Source organism: Rhizobium sp. M1 (assembly GCF_002531805.1).
Classification (GTDB): domain Bacteria; phylum Pseudomonadota; class Alphaproteobacteria; order Rhizobiales; family Rhizobiaceae; genus Rhizobium; species Rhizobium etli_C.
Genome location: NZ_NWSW01000012.1, coordinates 138644 through 156872, shown reverse-complemented (window position 1 = coordinate 156872; position 18229 = coordinate 138644). Strand labels below are relative to the sequence as shown.

The window sequence follows — 18229 nt, the reverse complement described above, 5'->3', positions numbered from 1 at the left end:
GGGCAGGGGGCGGCTAGGCCGGCCCCCTGCCTCTCCGTCAGTCAGTGAGGGCCCATGCAAACCAAACGGACCGTCTTTCCCAATAAGGTCTTGCCTTATCTGCTTATTGCTCCCCAGATTCTAATAACCGTGGTCTTCTTCCTGTGGCCCGCCGCAACCGCCTTCTGGCAGTCGTTCCTTCGCCAGGATGCCTTCGGTTTCAAAACGAGCTTCGTCTGGTTCCAAAATTATCGCCGGCTCTTTGCCGATCCGCTCTATATGGACGCCTTTGGCCACACCCTGGTCTTTGCCGTTCTGGTGACGGTCTTGTCCACGGCGATTGCCCTTATTCTGGCCGCCGCGGCCATGCGCGTGTTGCGCACGTCCCGCCTTTATTCGACCCTGCTGATCTGGCCTTACGCCGTCGCGCCTGCGATCGCCGGCATACTCTGGTGGTTCATGTTCAACCCCTCGATCGGCATCGTCGCCTATATGCTGCGCAGCATGGGGGTCAGCTGGAACCATCTGGTCAACCCGAACGATGCGATGGTCCTGATCGTCATCGCCGCCACCTGGAAACAGATTTCCTATAACTTTCTGTTCTTCCTGGCCGCGCTGCAATCCGTGCCGCGCTCGCTTCAGGAAGCAGGCGCCATCGACGGCGCCGGGCCGGTGAAGCGTTTCTGGACGATCGTCTTTCCTTTGATCTCGCCGACCACCTTCTATCTGGTCGTCATCAACATCGTTTACGCGATGTTCGATACCTTCGGCATCGTTCATGCAACGACGCAAGGCGGACCGGCGCGCGCCACGGAAATTCTCGTCTACAAGGTTTATTTCGACGGTTTCATCGGTCTCAACCTGGGCTCCTCGGCGGCGCAGTCGGTCATACTGATGGTGATCGTGATTGCTCTGACCGCGATCCAGTTCCGCTTCGTCGAACGCCGCGTGCAATATTGAGGAACGTCAAAGGTGGTTGAAAATCGTCCTTTTCTGAATGTCCTGGCTCACATCGTCCTGATCCTCGGCGTCACCATCGTGGTCTTCCCGGTCTATATCGCCTTCATCGCATCGAGCCACGGTCCGAACGACTTCCTGTCCGGCGTCGTACCGCTGGTGCCGGGACCGCATCTCATCGAGAACTATTCGGCCATGCTGTCGTCGGGAATGACAAGTTCCGGTGCGCCGCCGATCGGACCGATGATGATCAACTCGTTGATCATGGCGGTCGGTGTCGCGGTCGGTAAGATTGCCATTTCCATCCTCTCGGCGTTTGCGATCGTATATTTCCGATTTCCCTTTCGCACGCTCGCCTTCTGGATGATCTTCATCACGCTGATGTTGCCGGTCGAGGTGCGTATCGTGCCGACCTACAAGGTCGTCGCCGACCTCGGAATGCTGAACAATTATGGCGGGCTCATTATTCCGCTGATCGCATCGGCCACCGCGACTTTCCTGTTCCGCCAGTTTTTCCTGACCGTCCCCGAGGAACTGATGGAGGCCGCACGCGTTGATGGCGCAGGACCTCTGAAATTCTTCCGCGACATCCTGCTGCCGCTGTCGGTGACCAATATCGCGGCGCTGTTCATCATCCTGTTCGTGCTCGGCTGGAACCAGTATCTGTGGCCGCTGATCGTCACCACCGACCAGAGCCTCTACACTGTCGTGATGGGCATCCAGCGGATGGCGGCAGTCGCGGACGCCGAGCCGAGATGGAATCTCGTCATGGCGGCGGTCATCCTGGCCGCTTTGCCGCCCGTCCTCGTCATCGTCGCCATGCAACGCCTTTTCGTCAAAGGCCTGGTGGAAACGGAGAAATGAAATGGCCACGATCAATATTGTCGACGTCAAGAAAAACTATGGTTCCGTTCCCGCCGTCAACGGCATCAATCTGGCGGTTGCAGACGGCGAATTCATCGTGCTCGTCGGCCCTTCCGGCTGCGGCAAATCAACCTTGCTTCGCATGATTGCCGGATTGGAATCGATCAGCGACGGGCAAGTCGAGATTGCCGGCCGCAACGTAAACAAGGCAGAGCCGGCAGAGCGCGACATCGCCATGGTCTTCCAGAACTATGCGCTTTATCCGCACATGACGGTTCGCGGAAACCTGGAATACGGCTTGAAAAACCGTGGCACGGCGCGCGTGGAAATCGATCGCCGCGTCAAGGAAGCGGCCGACATCCTCGAAATCGGACCGCTGCTCGACCGCAAGCCACGCGAATTGTCGGGAGGGCAACGCCAGCGCGTCGCGATGGGACGTGCGATCGTCCGGGAGCCGGCTGCGTTTCTTTTCGATGAGCCCCTGTCCAATCTCGATGCCAAGCTGCGCGTGCAGATGCGCGTCGAAATACGCCGGCTGCAGCGCCGCCTGAAGACCACCAGCATCTACGTCACCCATGACCAGCTGGAAGCCATGACGCTCGCCGACAGGCTCGTCGTCATGAATGGTGGGCTGGTCGAACAGGTCGGAACGCCGGTGGAGGTCTACGACCGCCCGGCGAGCTTGTTCGTTGCCGGCTTCATTGGCTCTCCGCCGATGAACCTCGTGTCGATCGACGTATTCAATAAGGTCGAGGCCGGGCGAAGCCTCACATTGCCCGAAGGGACCGATATAGTCGGGCTTCGGCCGGATGCGCTGCTCGTCGAACAGCCCGTCGAGCCCTCCATTCGCCTCAGTGCGATCGTCGAGCTGCTCGAGCCGATCGGCGGGGAAAGCCACCTGCATGTCAGATTGGGCGAGGGCCAGCAGACGATCGTCCTGACGGTTCAGGGCCGGCCGGACTTTCCCGAGACCGCGCAGATCGATGTCTTTGCCCGCATCGATCAGATGCACCCCTTCAACAGCAAGACGGGAAGGCGGACGGATTGAGACGCGCAGGCGTCCTCCGTCGTGCTCCGAGCCTCAAGAAGTCACGAAAGAGACGAGACAATGACAAGATCAGAACAGCGATCCGGACCCATCCGCAGCGAGGTTCAGGCGCATCGAGGCGCGTCGGCAATCGCGCCGGAAAACACGATCGCCGCTTTTCGGGCGGCGGCCGAGCAGGGGGCTGAATGGGTCGAACTCGATGTCGCGCTTCTTGGTGACGGAACGGCCGTCGTCATCCATGACGTGTCAGTCGACCGTTGCTCCTCGTCGAAGGGCAACCTTGGTGACCTCAGCGCGGCCGATCTCAATAAGATCGACGCGGGCGCATGGTTTGATCCCCGCTTCAACGGCGAATCCCTGCCAACCCTTGCCGCGGTCGTATCCGCGTTGGGAGAACTGGGGCTGAACGCCAATGTCGAGATCAAGCAGCACCCGCATCACAAATCGCTCGATCAGTTGGTGAAAACGGTCGATGAACACCTGCGGGCACGCGCGCCGCAGACCAAGATCATGATATCGAGCTTCGACGCTGCAGCACTCAAGCGTATGCACGAAATCAATCCAAGCTACGAGCTCGCCATGCTGTGGAGCAAAGTGCCGAATGACTGGAGAGACGTGCTCCAATCGATTCCGGCGACGACGGTCCATCTTGGTTACAAATCCCTCAGCATCGGTTTTCTCGAAGAGGCGATGCGCCACGGCATCAAGGTTCGGGCCTGGACCTCCAATGATCCCAGAGAACTCGCATCATTTTGGCATGCCGGCTTGACCGGTGTGATAACAGACGATCCGAGTGTTTATCTCTCGTAAGGAAGAGCGATGGGGAGCCGGGTCATATCGAGCCGACAACGCGAAATACTGGCGCTGATCGAAACCGAGGGCGTCCAGTATATCGACGAGCTGGCGCGCCGATACGATCTGACGACCCAGACGATCCGGCGCGATATCAATGCCCTTTGCGATCTCGGTCATGCCCGCCGCTTTCACGGTGGCGTCGATGTGCCGGTCGAGGGCAGCAACATCTCGCTGAACGCCCGCGCCCAGCTCAACCGGCGCGCCAAGCGACAGATCGCCAGACGGGTCGCCGCCGATATCGGCCCGGATGCGACGGTGTTTCTCGGGATCGGCAGCACGGTCCAGTTCGTTGCCGAGGCTTTGCGTGATCATCAGGGGTTGAGGGTCATCACCAACAATATCCACGTCGCCTTGACGCTTTGCGAATCTCCCAGTGTCGAAGTCCACCTCACCGGCGGGTTGCTGCGTCATGACGACCGTGACGTCGTGGGCACGGATGTAATCAAGTTCATCGAGAAATTCTATGCGACCTATGCGGTTGTCGGCGCCGGTGCGCTGAACCCGCTGACCGGCCTGATGGACTTCAGCTATGCCGAAGCGCAGATCACCAATGCGCTGCTGGAGAATGCGCAGACGCGCCTTTTGGCGGCCGATGTCAGCAAGTGGACGCGCCATGCGAGCGTGCGCGTTGCGCCCTTCAACAAGATTACCCGCTTTTACACCGACCGGCTGCCGGCCGATGCTTCCGTCGCCGGCGTGCTCGCCGAGAGCAGCATGGAGGTGGTGACCTGCGGCGAGGAGACGATATGACGTTCGTAAATCTGGCGCCATCCGCGGCCGAGTTGCAGCACGTGCGTTATCTCTTCACCGATATCGACGATACGCTGACGACCGAGGGGAAACTTCTGCCGCAGACCTATAATGCCCTTTGGGACCTCAGCCGCGCCGGCATTACCGTCGTTCCGGTCACGGGCGGTTCAGCTGGGTGGTGCGAACACATCGTCCGTGCCTGGCCTGTCGCCGCGGTCATCGGCGAAAGCGGTGCCTATGCCGTTACGCGCCGCAGCGGCGAGGTTGTCTTCGATTACTGGGAGGACGGCGCGTTGCAAGGCGAGCGTCAACGCCGGCATCTCCAGGCGATCGAAAATCTGATTTCGGAAAAAGGCGGCACGTTCAGGATTGCCCATGATCAGGTGTTCCGCCTGGCTGACGTGGCGATCGACATTCAGGGGCACGATGCGCGCGCTGTCGAGGAGCTGGCGTGCGATATCAGGGCAATGGGCGGGAGCGTCGCCATCAGCTCCATCCACATCAACACCTGGATCGGCGATTATGACAAACGCGCCATGAGCGAGCGCCTCTTGACCGGCCTATTCGGGGTCGATCCCGCAGAATTGCCTTTCGTCACCGCATTCGTCGGCGATTCTCGAAACGATGCGCCGATGTTTGGCTTCATTCCAAACTCTTTCGGCGTCAGCAATATCGTTCCTGTCCTTCCGCATCTGCAGCATGTGCCGAAATGGATCTCCGCCCAGCCTGCGGGGCTTGGTTTCGCCGACATTGCGAGGACGATCCTGAATGCCGCGACAACCGGTGAACGACGCCGCGCCGAAAGGCAGTGAGGCGAGCCCGAGCCCGGGGCCGTCATACCTGGAAGGCGACGTCATCACGATCCATTGGCCAGTTTACGATGGGCTCCCAGGGTTCGTGCGACCGTGGACAGTGCACCACAAATGTCATGCGCCGGACTACAGCGTGCGCGTTCGCCCGAATGATCGCAACAACAGATTGAGAGAGACGGCAACCTTATCGATGTCGCGAATGTCCCGTGAATATTGACCGGTGTAGAGTTTTACAATCATGCTGTCGCGAGCGGCGCCGCTGAGTTCGAAATAGAGGTGCAGGTAATAGGCTTGCTTGTCGCCGCTGCGACTGACGCTCCTTCGTCGTTGGGTGACCTGTCCGAGCTCCGCTTCGAAGGGGGCGAAGCCGGGGAGTTTCAGCATGACCGATTTGGATTGAAATCGGGCCATGGTGGGGACTGCAACGACTGCCTTGTCCAGTGCCAGACTGACGACTTGGCCGGGGACATCGTCGACGACAGCAGGTTCATCGAGCTTGAACGCATGAAACAGCCGCCGGGGTTTCTCAAAGCAGATGAGGGACGCGATGAGCAGGACGACGATATTGATCCCTGACCACCAGGCCGCGACCGGCGAAAACTGGCCTTGCACATGCGACGTTTCCGGCACGACGTTGACCAGCAGGCCAAGGACGGTGACCGTGATCATGCATGCGATCCAGGTGAAGCTGTAGCGGTCGAACTGGTTCAACTCGTTGCCGCTGCCCTTCGGCGTCACCCTGAACGGCTTGCCGAATGGTCTCACCAGGCTGGAGACCACGGTCGGCAACATGCGGAATGTCGCAAAGGTCCCGACGGCGCTGGAAACCACAGGCAGATAGCGGGTCGGCGTGACCCACAGCATGAGCAGAAAATACGCCGCCAGCAGCGGCACCTGATGAGCGACATAATCGGCTATATCAGTGAAATAGAGCGGGAGCAGGCCGAACCAGAGATAGACGATGGGGACGAGCAATATCGTGAAGCGGACCAGATACTGCACCAGCCATGACGCCGGCAGGAACATGATCCGTTGAAAAAGCGTCAATCCCGGGCCACGCAGCGGGCCATTATACAGGTAAAGGGTTTGAATACCTCCCTGACACCACCGTTCGCGCTGCACAAAATAACCGGTCAGGTTTTCGGCGGCCAGTCCCATCGATAGGCGCTCGTTCAGGTAGCGCGTCTTGTAACCTTTGTTGAGCATCGAAAGCGTTGTCAGCAGGTCTTCCGTGATCGACTCCGTCGGAAACCCGCCTATTGCGTCGACGGCCTTGCGGCGGGCAATCGAGCATGATCCGCAGCAGAAACTAACGTCCCAGGCGTCTCGGCTGGGCGCGATCTCGTCGAAGAACAGGCGCTGCTCGTCCGGCCAGATATTCTCCAGGCCAAGGTTTGATTGCACCGGATCGACATTGAAGAAATGTTGAGGCGTCTGGACGATGCCGATGCTGTCATCGCTAAAGAAGGGCAGCGTCCGGCGAAGGAAATGCCGATAGGGAACAAAATCGGCGTCGAAGATCGCTATAAACTCGCCCGAGCTGACCTTCAGCCCATTGTTCATATTGCCTGCTTTGGCATGGCTGTTGTCGCCGCGCGTGACGTGGATGACGTTCTTTTCTTCGCAATAGGCCTTCAGCCAATCCCGGCGCTGATCGTCAAGCACATACACATTCAATTTGTCGGCAGGATAATCCAGCGAGCGGGCGCCGATGATGGTTCGCTCGAGCACGTCGAGCGGCTCGTTATAGGTGGGAATGAAAACGTCGACAGCCGGCAGTTCACGCTTGTCGCGCGCGAAGAAAACTCGACCCAACCTATCCGCTTCTGCGCTCCGGTCGACATGGCGGCTCATCAATATAAGAAAAAGGATGACTTCGAAGCAGGCCAGAACCTCGACGATGAAGAGGATCCAGACCCAGTAGATGCTCGGACCGTCGCTGGGATAGGGAAGCACGGTCTCCGTCAAGCGCCAGAACATGTATCGCAATGCGAATGCTGCGACGAACGCGCAGGTCACCGCCCGTGTCCAGCTGTGATCGCGCGACCAATTGAACGGCCCCAGGAAAAAGAAGGCCAAAACGACAAAAGTCGGAACCAGCGCTACAAGATACTGAACCACAGGTTTTTAACCCAGTTGGATAGGTTGATGCCGCGCTTGGAAAACCGCACCTGCACTGTGCGCCCCACCTGGCAGAAGTTCGCAAAGTCGTCGTTCATGAAGGATGGATCGAGGTGAACCCGAATGCGGGCATTGCGCTGTGTCGACGGCGGCAAACTGGCGGCAAAGGAATCGGTCTCGACCGAAGCCGAACTGCCTCTGACGGAAATGACTGTGCCCTTGAAGACATCGCTGCGGCCGAACAAACGCACCTGCGCGACAAGTCCCGGATAGATCTCGTCGTAGTTGACTTCAGGAACAAGGATATCCACAAACAGCTCCCGGCAGTCGAGCAGGCGCATCAGCTCGTTGTTCAGCACGACGTTGGAACCGTTGACGATACTCCTGCTCCAAACAACGCCGTCGAACGGCGCGATTGCGGTTGCGGATTCAAGGCTGCCGACCCGGTTTCTCTCTTCGACCAATTGCTTTTGGACTTCGCCGGCTCGTGTCTCATTTTCCGCTATGCGTGAGTTCAAGTCGTTGATGCGAACGACAACCTCGTCTTCACGCTGTCGCGAATAAGGCACGTCATTCTGTCCGTCGCCGAAGACAAAGATACCCTGGCGGACCGCATTGAGCCTTTGTTCCAATTGATCGACAGTCAGATTGCTGATTTCGACTTCGCCGCCGGTCGCAGCGCCGGCGGCACGCGCGGCCTCAACCAGCTTCTGCGTCAGAATACCTTTGGAGTTGAGTGCCATCCGACGGTCCAGGTCGACCTGCGCGACCAGATCCTGGGCTTGCGACACCTCCACTTTTTTCCTGAGGATTTCGACTTCGCGTTCGAGATTGGCAATGGTGGTCTGTCTGTAGACTTCCAATCTGGCAGACAATTCCTCGCGAAGCGCGGAGAGCTCGTCCCGTTCCTTTTTCAGTGCCGCGACACGGTCGAGTGCGGTGTTGCGATCTGCCTCGAGCGAGGCGAGGATTGCGCGATTGACACGCGTATTTTTGATTTCTGCGAGGGATTGTCCCGCTTTGACCGGGCTGCCGACCTTGAGGGGTTCTTCGGCAATCGTGCCGTCGATTGGGGCATTCACGACAGCAAACCGGGCATTGACCGTGCCATCAAGGCTCGTAAAGCCGGTAATCGTCGGCAATGAGACGACAGTCACGAGTGTCAGCAGCAGCAGGCCGACAACGATGCGCGTAATGCGATGATTCCAGATCATGTTGACATCCGAAGGTATCGCTTTGCAGCCATCCGTCCCTATCGAGCCGGCACAAACGGATGCAACTCATTCTTGCATAATTTAGCGCATCGAAAAATAGTAGACAAGGGATGGTCGCAAAATCGGCGCATGGCGGAACAGCCGTAGCCGCCAGCCCGCCGACGCAGGCTTGCACCTTGTCGATGCGGGAAACAGTGAGGCATTTTTCGGCCGTGGCGGTCCAATGCCGTCCGCAATTTTCCCGGCGCCGGTCTGACGCGGGGAGAGTGACATTCCAACTTTGCAGAGACAGGACACTTCAACTTTGCGGAGGCGAATCTGGCGTAATGCAGGTTATGGAACTCGCTGGATCGGGCTGACCATTACTGATGAACCTTTGGAGAGATTTGGAGCGATCGAAATCGTATGTCCCGGACGAATCTCTATGGCACCGCGACACTCCGAGGCGGAAGGCGGTTGCGCGCAAAGCTGCGACGGCTGGCCATCACTTGGCGGCTATGTCAGCTCAACGATCCGCAGCCGGTGCGCTATCGCGGCAGCGGCGCCGCGACTCGGCACCGATAATTTGCTTAAGATGTTGGACACGTGCACGCTCGCCGTTTTCGAGGAAATAAACAAATTCCTGGCGATGTCGCGGTTGCTCTGTCCGTCCGCGATGAGCCGAAGTACCTCAAGTTCCCGATCAGTTAGGCCAAATGGCGCTTTTCCAACACAATCGTCCTCCCCATCCCGTAAATCAATCCGGGCCTTCGCAGAGAAGGCCTCAATCTGGTCGGACAGAAGTTTCGCGCCAATCGAATGGGCAAGATGAAATGCCTGTCGGAAATTGCGTGCCGCATGTACTCGCTTGGCGGCGTTCAATGCGGCGGCGCCTGCCTGCATAAGGGCGTATGCCTGCCGGAAAGGCTGGTTCAGATCGGCCCAGCTTCGGGCAACTGCCTCCCATATATTTATGTCAGAGGCCGTAGCGCGCGACATCTCAGCCGAGATTTCCAGACTTTCGGCGTCCTCCACCTTGTTGCGTCGCGGAGCGCGGCCAGCGAGCTCTGCGAGTTCGAGAACAACGTCCTTCTGGCGCGTATCGACCGCAACACGCATGGCGGAGACCATGAGCGGCCATGACACGCCTCCTTGGGTCTTTAGAAACATCAGGGCGGATTTAGCTGAACTTGCAGACCCATCCCGATCGCCCGCGAGAGCTCGGCTTTCGATCTCATATCTACGAAGATTGGCCGCCATTCGATTGGCAACTTGGGGGCCGGGCGGAAGATCGCGCAGCGAACTCACCGCGGCCGCCAGCCGGTCCACGTCTCCTAACACGATGGCGATTTCAGCTTGGCATTCGAAGACGTGAACAAGTCCCAGTGGCAGCGGATCCAACGCCGCCATCCGTTCGCATGTTTCAGTGGCCTCGGAGACCCGGCCCAAGCCTAAATAGGCGCGGCAAAGGGGCGCGCCGACCAGAGCTCCGATATACCTTGCCTGCCCGAGCTCGACCGTGCGCGCGAAGATTGCCGGTCCAATCTCAATAATCTGACTATACTCTCCTGCGTCGAGTAAGGCCTGCAGCAGCGCTGCGCCCGCAAGGACCTCGACTCGGCCGGTGGACGCCTGCTCCGCTCGCCCCACGACGATCCGATGAGCATCGATACAAGAGGCGTTCGCGGGCATGTTCAGCATCGCCCCAATGATCATGCCTTCGATGCGGTATTCCTCATCGTCGAGCCTCTCTGCCAGATCCCTCAATTCCTCTCCCAATCGCTTGGCGCGATCGAACTCCCCCCGCAAGATCAATGCGCGGGAAAACTGCCCCAATGCGTCAGCACGAAGCCTTGTTGGGCCGACTGCATGGTCAAGCGCACGCTCGAGATCTGCGATCTCGCCTGCGACGAGCGAATGCTGACGCATCACCGCACGCTGCAGGAGAAGTGCCGCCAACTGCTCACCACCCCGATCGGCGTCAAGTTCAGCGAGTGCGCGGTCGACAAAGGCGAGCCCCTGCTCCGCCTCCGCCGCCCAACAAGCGGCGTCAGCGGCGAGTTCCAAAACCTTACAATGGTCCGCTCCGATCAATCGCCTTGCATTTTCGACCTCCGGCCATGCCGCCAGCACGAGCTTCAACATCTCCATCTGGTCCATATAGGCGAAAGCGGCAGCGGCTTCCCCCGCAGCTTGCCAAGCCCATTTGAGACAGCGTTCTGCTTGGCCGGCTCCATGCCAGTGCCGCGCAAGCGCTACAGAATGCCAAATGCGGTAGCTTGGAACCGAGCCACGTTCGAGCACGTCGGCGTAGAGGCGATGGATGGCCACCTTTTCGCCAGCGATCAGGTCGCCGCGCACAGCGTCGTGGATGAGCGCGTGGCGGAACGCATATCCATCTCGATCCGGGACCAGGATCCCAGCCGAAATCGCAGGGCGCAGCAGTTCGACCAGATCGAGGTCTGGTTTATTCGTCACGCTGCGAAGAAGCGAATGGGTGATTTGCGGTCCTCCGAGCGCCATGACTTTCAACAATCCGCCGGTGGATGGCGGCACCTCTCTCACGGCTCTCAGCAGATAGTCATTGAGAGAGCCGGTGACATTTGCGCGCAGGCTTCCGCTCGCGTCGATGAGGGCCTCGGTGAACAGCGGAATTCCGCAACCCCGCGCATAGACACTGTTGATCACAGCAGGCTTCGGCGGCCGCCCTAGCAAGCCCTCGAGCTGGACGGCGATCTCTGCATAGGTGAGGCGACGGAGTTGAAGCACCTCGGAGCCCTCGCAAAGAGAGATATCCCCAATGGTAGTCCGCAGTGCGTTGCGGCTTGCCTCCTCGGCTCGATACGTAACGATGAGCATGAGCCGGATGTCCATCAGTCGCCGCGTCAAAAAGCGAAGCAGATCGAAGGTTCCCTGATCGGCCCAGTGAATGTCCTCGATGACCACGACGAGCGGCATCTCCTGTGCCAGTTCCTCAAACAGCTTCCGCAACGTCTCGAAAAGCCGCGACCTTGCGATGCCCGCGTCAAATCGTTCAGATAGCTCGCCGAGTTCAGGAAGGAGCCATGCCAGCTCTCGCGCGCCTTCGCAGCCGACAAGCGATTTGATCAAGGACAGGCCGCGTAGGCGAGCCAATTCATGCAACAGACCTGTAGCGGGCGCATAAGGTAACGCCGATTCCTGTTGCTCAATGCACCCACCCTTAAGGATCAATGCGCGGCCTGAGAGCCGGTTTGTGAATTCTTCCACCAACCGGCTCTTTCCGCCACCAGCTTCGGCCGCGAGAAGAATGCAACGCTGCCGACCGCCCGAGACGTCTCGGAAAGCAGAATCCATCGAATTGAGTTCTGCGATTCGGCCCGAGAACCGCGTCCTTTTGCGGAAAGTCGACAAAAAATGTTCCGAGAGCTGGAGTTCCGAGATTAACGAGTTGAGGTTTTAACCGTGCCGGCGCGCACAATTGGGAGCTGGGCGTGGGGTCTGACGGCTAGTTGGCAGGCTGGCACCGATATCATTCAGGGCTCCCAGATTAGATGTGCTCAATCGTCCGATGATTAATCTGCTCCTCGACGCGCATTTCGCACCAGTCCTACTCAATATGCCTGATGCGGCACCCCCCACCTTAGCCACAGTATGCGGACACGAAGAAGACGTCTACCCACAGGCGACCGGGCAGCCGCCCAACCCAACCTACGTCTTCTGAGACCATGAAACGAAGGAAGGATTGGCTGAATGAAACTCTACTCTGCACCCGGCTTCACCAGCTTGGCAGATCATATCGCGATGCTGGAGGCTGGAATTCAATTCGACTTGATCAAGGTCGATCTCGAGACGAAGCTAGTTGAAGGCGGGGGCCGCTACTCGGACATCAATCCCACCGGCTATGTTCCCGCTCTCATGTTCGACGACGGTGAAGTGATGACGGAAAATGTCGCGATCCTGATGTGGATCGCCGACCGCGCGGCCGAACTTGCGCCGCAGGGCCATCTTGGCCGCTACCGCCTGATCGAGATGCTGAGCTTTATCGCGACCGAGATTCACAAGCGGTTCCCCACCTATCTCGCGCTTCCGGAGAACGTCAGGGAGCCCACACGCCAGCAGCTGTTGCATTGGTTCAGCTTCCTCGCGGGCCGATTGGATCGCGGCTACCTTTTCGGAGAAACCTTTACGGTCGCGGACGCCTATCTCTTTCAATTGGCGTGGGGGGCGACTCACCTCGGCTTCCCCCTCCCCGAGCCGTTTGACGACTACCTCGCGCGGATCGAAAAGAGGCCTGCGGTACAAACAGCGTTGCGTCGCGAGGGCCTGGCATGAGCGAGCTTGCTATCCGCACCGACGGGGTCGAACTCACAACGCAGAGCTTCGGCAATCCAACCCAGCCGCCGCTGCTCCTGATCATGGGTGGCATGGCTTCAATGCTATGGTGGCCGCAGGAATTCTGCCAGCGGCTCGCCGATCGGGGCCTTTTCGTGATCCGTTATGATCAGCGCGACACAGGTCTTTCGACGAAATATCCTCCCGGCCAGCCGGGCTACACCTTCGATGACGCCGTCGATGACGTGTTCCGCGTGCTCGACGGGTACGGGATTTTGAACGCCCATGTCGTGGGCTTTTCCCTTGGCGGCATGGTCGGTCAGGGCGCTGCGCTGAAGCATCCGGAACGAGTGCTTTCGCTGACGGCGATAAGCACCTCGCCACTCGGGATGGACACCTCCGGCCTTCCGTCCAGCGGCGAGGCCTGGATGGAACATATGTCTGTCGAGGCAAACTGGGCGGATCGGGCAGACGCGGTGGCCTACCTGGTCGAAGACGCGCGCCTGACTGCGGGAACGGCGTATCCATTCGACGAAGCCCGAACCCGAGCTTTCCTTGAACGGGATTTCGACCGGTCCGGAGGCTATCTCAGCGCCACCAACCATAGCATCCTCTTTGAAATCGGCGAGACTTGGCAGGGCCGACTGAACGAAATGAAAGTGCCTCTACTCGTCATTCATGGCAGGGCCGATCCGGTCTTCCCGCCGGCGTACGGCGAGGCACTCGCGCGCGCCGTCACGGATGCAAGTTTGCTGAAGATCGAAGGCGGTGGCCACGAACTTCATCACGGCGACTGGGAAGAAATCATTTCTGCCATCGACGACAATGTCGGAAGGTGGCACCTGCGGTGCAGGTAGCGTAGCATTGATTTATGGAACCTGACTCGCCGGGCAGCCTGACGGGTCAGTTCTATCAGCCGACGTGCCAAGCGCCCGCCAAATCCGCATAACCACTGCTTTGCCGAATTGATCGCGGGTCTAAGCGCTCCTGCCTCTTGAGGTCAGACTATACGGATCGCACCGACGTTCGCTCGACCAGTTTGCAGGGCATAACGCGGCTGCCCGGAGCCTTGTTTCCCGCCACCACGCTATTCAACAATTCCGCCCCTTCCAGACCTAAATCGTAGTAAGGCAAGGCCGCAGTGGTCAGTTCCGGCTTCAGCGCCAGGGAAACCGTCCGGAAATCATCAAAGCCGACAATACTGACATCCTCAGGGATACGCAGACCCAATGCCATTGCTGCTATGTAGACTTGAATCGTCATTTCGTCATTGCCGCTCATGATTGCCGTCGGCCGATCCTTTTGTTGCAGCATCTCTGTCGCAACGGCAAAAACGTAGTTGTTCTCCGCTCCGACCGGCCCTTCCATGCCCAGACGGATGCTCAGGTCGCTCTCGGCAAGGCCGAAGTCTGCAGCGGTTTTGCGGAAGGCTTCGAGGCGTAGCTGCGCACCCAACAGGATGGGATTGAGCCGGATGTAGCCGATCTTGCGATGACCCCGGTCAAGCAGATAGCGGGTAAGATCTTGCGCGCCCTGGTAGTCATCCGGCTCGATCGACGGCAACAGTTCGTTCGTCTGAGGCCTGCAGTTGATCATCACCGTCGGAATCCGGACGTCGCCGGCCTCAGGGTCCACGGTGCGACGATACATCGTCACATAAAGAACTCCATCGATCCGATGGGACTGGAACATTTTCCAGATGTCAGCCTCTCTCTTGGACGAGCCACCGGTATTGGCCATGAGGATGGTCTTCCCGTTCGCATTGGCCCAATCCTGTATTCCTCGCACGATGTCGACCGAATAGGGTGTGGTAGACACATAATCGGTGATGATGCCGAAGGTGTTGGAGCGGCTCGACCGTATGAGGCGCGCAGCCATGTTGGGGATGTAGCCAAGATCCCGAATAGCCTTCTCCACGCGCTCCCGTGTTTCCTCCGTCACGTAAGGCTCGCCGTTAATGACTCGGGAGACTGTCTTATTCGAAACCCCGGCCGCCTTCGCGACACTGATAATGCTGACCATGTCCCGCCATCTCCTTGCAGGCAACCGTTCTAAACCAGATGGCTGACAACGTCGACATATTTTTATGACAACGTCGACAACGCGTGTTGACAACGTCGTCATACACAGATTATGGTCCAGGAATGCAAGGGTGCTGACGCCAGCGCCCAGGCGAGCAAGGGAGGAATCAATGAGGAAATTGCTTGGTGCCAGCGCGCTTGCGCTCATCTTCATGGCGGCCGCGGCGAAGGCCGAAACCATCAACATCCTTGTCGAAGGCGGCGGCGAGATGCTGCAGAAGGCGGTGGCCGAAAAGTTCACCAAAGAAACCGGCATCGAGGTCAAATTCACCGTCGTTCCCTATCAGGGCGTGTTCGACAAGTTCTCTGCCGAGATCGCCTCCGGCTCGTCGGCCTTCGATGTCGTGACGATCGACGTGGTCTGGAACGCGAAGTTCGCGAACCACATCGATGACCTCTCGCCCCTCTTTACCGATACAGTGCGCAAGGATCTGCCGCCGGCTTTGCTTGCCGACGCAAAGGTTGGCGACAAAATGATCGGAATGCCCGCCTGGGCGAATGCCGAGATCGTCTTCTATCGCAAGGACCTCTTCGATAAGCCCGAGGAAAAGGAAGCGTTCCAGGCAAAGTATGGGTATCCCCTTGCGCCGCCCAAGACCTGGCAGCAATGGCGTGACATGGCGAAATTCTTCACGCGCGACACTGACGGCGACGGCAAGGTCGACTTCTGGGGCACCGACACCATCGGCACCTTCTCGGAAGAATGGATGGCGCATGTGCTGCAGGCGGGCTCGCCCGGTGTGATCCTTGACAAGGATGGCAATGTCATCATCGACAACGAGGCGCACAAGAAGGCCCTCGAGTTCTATATCGCGCCGCACTGCACCGATCATTCGGTTCCTGAAAACGTCAACGAAATCGGCTGGGGCGAGGCCCAAAACCTGTTCTATCAGGGCAAGACAGCGATGATGAAATTCTGGGCTCACGCCTACAAGATGACGCCTGAGGATTCCAAGGTCAGCGGCAAAGTCGGCGTCGCTCCGATGTTGGCCGGTGATGCAGGCATCGCCGCCATTCCGGGTCCGTGGTACAATGTCATTCCTTCGGCATCCCAGCATAAGGATGCGGCGAAAAAGTTCATCGCTTTCGCAATCGCCAACAATGGATTGGGCATCGAAGCCAAGCTCGGCCTTGCCGCGACAAACTCGGCCTATAACAGCTATGCCGGCAAGCCCGGCTATGAACATTTCAAGCCGCTGCTTGAAACGTTGAGCGCGCCGGCAACGCAAGGCCGGCCGATGAACGAAAAATATCAGGAAATCGTCGACGAGGCTGTCCTGCCGGCCGTGCAGCAGGCGCTGACGTGCAAGGCGGACGTGGGAGAAGTGCTTACGGAAGCCAAGGAAACGATCGAGGATATCCTCGACTAAAGCGCGTCGCGTCAAATATGATTCATGCAACGCGCTTTAGGCCTTTGTTTTATGCATGTCGTTCTCCCGGAACCGCTGCACACTTCCGGGCGACATGCATTAGTCCGACTTTTCCTCAATCTCGCGGGAGGCTCATTGTCACTCCCGCGCCATCAGCTTTCGGAGGCGAACATGTCGGATGAAGACCGATTTGTGCTCTGCATGCTCGCCCCCGCGGTTGCGATCCTCGGCTTGTTGGTCGCCTACCCCGTGGGGCTGCTGATCTTCGATTCCTTCTTCAAGGTCGAAACGATCACGCCTCACATCCGCGAATGGGTTGGGCTGCAGAACTATGTCGATGCCTTGACGTCGAAGCGCGTCGCCGAAAGCGCTCTGCGGACGCTTCAGTATTCGGTCTTCGCACTCTTTTTCGAGTTCACCTTCGGCTTCTGCGCCGCCTTGCTGTTCTCGGCCATGGTGGGCCAATCCCGTTGGCACCGCACGATCTTCGCTCTGCCGCTGATGGTGCCGCCGATCGTCGCCGGCCTGCTGTGGCGGTTCCTGCTGGTCGGCAATATCGGCATCCTGAACTACGGGCTGGTTCGCCTGGGGTTGATCAGCGACGCCAACGAGATTGCTTGGCTCTCCAGCGAGGATATCGTCATCTATTCCGTATCCTTCGCCGACATATGGCTGACGACCTCCTTTGTCGCACTCGTCTCCTATGCAGGGTTGACGAACATCCCCAAGGACCTTCTCGAGGCGGCCCGGATCGACGGGGCGAACGCGCTCAAGCGGTTCTGGCATGTCACCCTGCCGCTGATGCGGCCGGTCATTGCCGTCGTGGTCATCGTGCGGGGCGTGGATGCCGCCAAGACGTTCGATCTGATCTGGATCCAGACACAGGGCGGTCCTCGCCATGCCTCGGAAGTGTTCTCGATGAACATCTATCAGCGCATGGTTCGGTTTGGCGATCTCGGCGAGGCCTCCGCATCCGGCACGCTGTTCCTCCTCGTCATGATGGTTCTGGCCGGCATTGCCTACTGGAAGATATGGAGGCCGGCCCATGCATAGAGCGCCTCGCCTCAATACCAGCGGAGTCCTGATCAACGCCGCAGCCCTGGTGCTCGTGCTGTCCTATGCGCTGCCTTACATCTATTTGCTGATGACCTCGATCAAGCCGGCGGCCGATGTCCAGCAGATCCCGCCGAGCTTTTTTCCCGCCGTCATATCGTTCGAGAATTTTCGGGAAGTCTTGCAATCGTCGACGCTGCCGAAAGCTTTCGTCAACTCGCTCACGGTGGCGGTACTGACGACCGCGCTCTCGCTGCTGGTGGCGGTGCCGGCCGCCTACGTTGCCACCCAGTATCGCCGCCGGATCACGACACTTTTCCTGCTCTTTGCCTTGGTCACCCGCATGGTGCCGTCGGTCTCGCTGGGCGTGCCGCTGTTCCAGCTTTTGAAGTCCATGGGTTTGCTTGACACCATTCCAGGGCTGGTTCTCGCGCACACTTCGGCCGCTGTGCCACTGGCGCTATTGCTGATGTCGGCATTTTTCGAAGGTGTGCCCAAGGAACTCGAAGAAGCTGCCCGCATGGATGGCTGCACACGGTTCCAAGCCTTTCGGAAAATCATTCTTCCGGTGATGACCGGCGCAATTGCCGTCACCGCGCTCTTCACCTTCATCACCAGCTGGAACGAGTTCCTCTATGCACTGCTGCTGACGTCGGAAGCGACCAAGACGGCACCGATCGTTATTGCCGAATACAATTCGGTCTACGGGCTTGCGTGGGGCGCGATGACCGCCGCCGCGGTGCTCTATTCGCTGCCCGTCATCATCGTAACGCTCGCACTTCAAAAACAGATCGTCGGCGGGCTGACGTTCGGCGCTGTGAAGGGATGAGGA

15 protein-coding genes are annotated in these 18229 nt (G+C 58.9%); 11 read left to right on the top strand and 4 right to left on the bottom strand.

Going from position 1 to position 18229, the window contains the following annotated elements:
• Positions 1–54: 54 nt before the first annotated feature.
• Genes ugpA through CO655_RS13645 form a run of 6 tightly spaced genes read left to right on the top strand, consistent with a single transcriptional unit; the run spans position 55 to position 5265 of the window.
• On the top strand, positions 55–939 hold the full coding sequence (gene ugpA, locus CO655_RS13670) for a sn-glycerol-3-phosphate ABC transporter permease UgpA (RefSeq protein ID WP_097665050.1): 885 nt from the start codon (positions 55–57) through the stop codon (positions 937–939).
• 12 nt (positions 940–951) lie between these two features.
• The gene (gene ugpE / locus CO655_RS13665) at positions 952–1800 is read left to right on the top strand and encodes a sn-glycerol-3-phosphate ABC transporter permease UgpE (protein ID WP_097665049.1); all 849 of its coding nucleotides are present in this window, start codon (positions 952–954) and stop codon (positions 1798–1800) included.
• A 1-nt stretch (position 1801) separates the two neighbouring features.
• Positions 1802–2848 (top strand): sn-glycerol-3-phosphate import ATP-binding protein UgpC, encoded by a 1047-nt coding sequence (locus tag CO655_RS13660; RefSeq protein WP_097665048.1) that lies wholly within the window; start codon positions 1802–1804, stop codon positions 2846–2848.
• A gap of 60 nt (positions 2849–2908) precedes the next feature.
• A complete protein-coding gene (locus tag CO655_RS13655; RefSeq protein ID WP_097665046.1) occupies positions 2909–3658 on the top strand; it encodes a glycerophosphoryl diester phosphodiesterase in 750 nt (249 codons plus the stop codon).
• A gap of 9 nt (positions 3659–3667) precedes the next feature.
• Positions 3668–4453, top strand: a complete 786-nt coding sequence (locus CO655_RS13650) for a DeoR/GlpR family DNA-binding transcription regulator (protein WP_097665045.1) — start codon at positions 3668–3670, stop codon at positions 4451–4453.
• Positions 4450–5265 (top strand): HAD-IIB family hydrolase, encoded by an 816-nt coding sequence (locus CO655_RS13645; RefSeq protein ID WP_097665044.1) that lies wholly within the window; start codon positions 4450–4452, stop codon positions 5263–5265. Before CO655_RS13650 ends, CO655_RS13645 begins: the two co-directional genes overlap by 4 nt.
• 126 nt (positions 5266–5391) lie before the next feature.
• On the opposite strand, the gene CO655_RS13640 is transcribed toward CO655_RS13645, so the two are convergent.
• The 3 genes from CO655_RS13640 to CO655_RS34675 form a co-directional block, all read right to left on the bottom strand.
• Positions 5392–7386, bottom strand: a complete 1995-nt coding sequence (locus CO655_RS13640) for a glycosyltransferase (RefSeq protein WP_097665042.1) — start codon at positions 7384–7386, stop codon at positions 5392–5394.
• Complete coding sequence (locus CO655_RS13635; protein ID WP_097665041.1) at positions 7368–8600, bottom strand: HlyD family efflux transporter periplasmic adaptor subunit; 1233 nt, start codon at positions 8598–8600, stop codon at positions 7368–7370. The genes CO655_RS13640 and CO655_RS13635 overlap by 19 nt, the downstream gene beginning before the upstream one ends.
• A gap of 495 nt (positions 8601–9095) precedes the next feature.
• Positions 9096–11972, bottom strand: a complete 2877-nt coding sequence (locus CO655_RS34675) for a helix-turn-helix transcriptional regulator (protein ID WP_097606272.1) — start codon at positions 11970–11972, stop codon at positions 9096–9098.
• Positions 11973–12311: 339 nt separating this feature from the next.
• Between CO655_RS34675 and CO655_RS13625 the strand changes: the two genes are divergently transcribed.
• Both CO655_RS13625 and CO655_RS13620 read left to right on the top strand, forming a co-directional pair.
• Positions 12312–12893 carry a glutathione S-transferase C-terminal domain-containing protein gene (locus tag CO655_RS13625; RefSeq protein WP_097606273.1) on the top strand — a complete coding sequence of 194 codons (582 nt, stop codon included), beginning with the start codon at positions 12312–12314 and terminating at the stop codon, positions 12891–12893.
• Entirely contained in the window at positions 12890–13750 is an 861-nt protein-coding gene (locus tag CO655_RS13620) for an alpha/beta hydrolase (RefSeq protein WP_097665040.1), read from the top strand. Before CO655_RS13625 ends, CO655_RS13620 begins: the two co-directional genes overlap by 4 nt.
• Before the next feature lie 148 nt (positions 13751–13898).
• Here the strand turns inward: CO655_RS13620 and CO655_RS13615 are convergent, their stop codons facing one another.
• On the bottom strand, positions 13899–14915 hold the full coding sequence (locus CO655_RS13615) for a LacI family DNA-binding transcriptional regulator (RefSeq protein ID WP_097665039.1): 1017 nt from the start codon (positions 14913–14915) through the stop codon (positions 13899–13901).
• Between the two features lie 169 nt (positions 14916–15084).
• Between CO655_RS13615 and CO655_RS13610 the strand changes: the two genes are divergently transcribed.
• The 3 genes from CO655_RS13610 to CO655_RS13600 all read left to right on the top strand — a co-directional run bounded on the left by CO655_RS13610 (position 15085) and on the right by CO655_RS13600 (position 18226).
• Positions 15085–16344: a sugar ABC transporter substrate-binding protein gene (locus CO655_RS13610; RefSeq protein WP_097665038.1), complete on the top strand. Its 1260-nt coding sequence runs from the start codon at positions 15085–15087 to the stop codon at positions 16342–16344.
• A 171-nt stretch (positions 16345–16515) separates the two neighbouring features.
• Positions 16516–17397, top strand: coding sequence for a sugar ABC transporter permease (locus CO655_RS13605; protein WP_097665037.1), 882 nt, complete (start codon positions 16516–16518; stop codon positions 17395–17397).
• Entirely contained in the window at positions 17390–18226 is an 837-nt protein-coding gene (locus CO655_RS13600) for a carbohydrate ABC transporter permease (RefSeq protein WP_097665036.1), read from the top strand. Before CO655_RS13605 ends, CO655_RS13600 begins: the two co-directional genes overlap by 8 nt.
• The last annotated feature ends 3 nt before the right edge of the window (positions 18227–18229 follow it).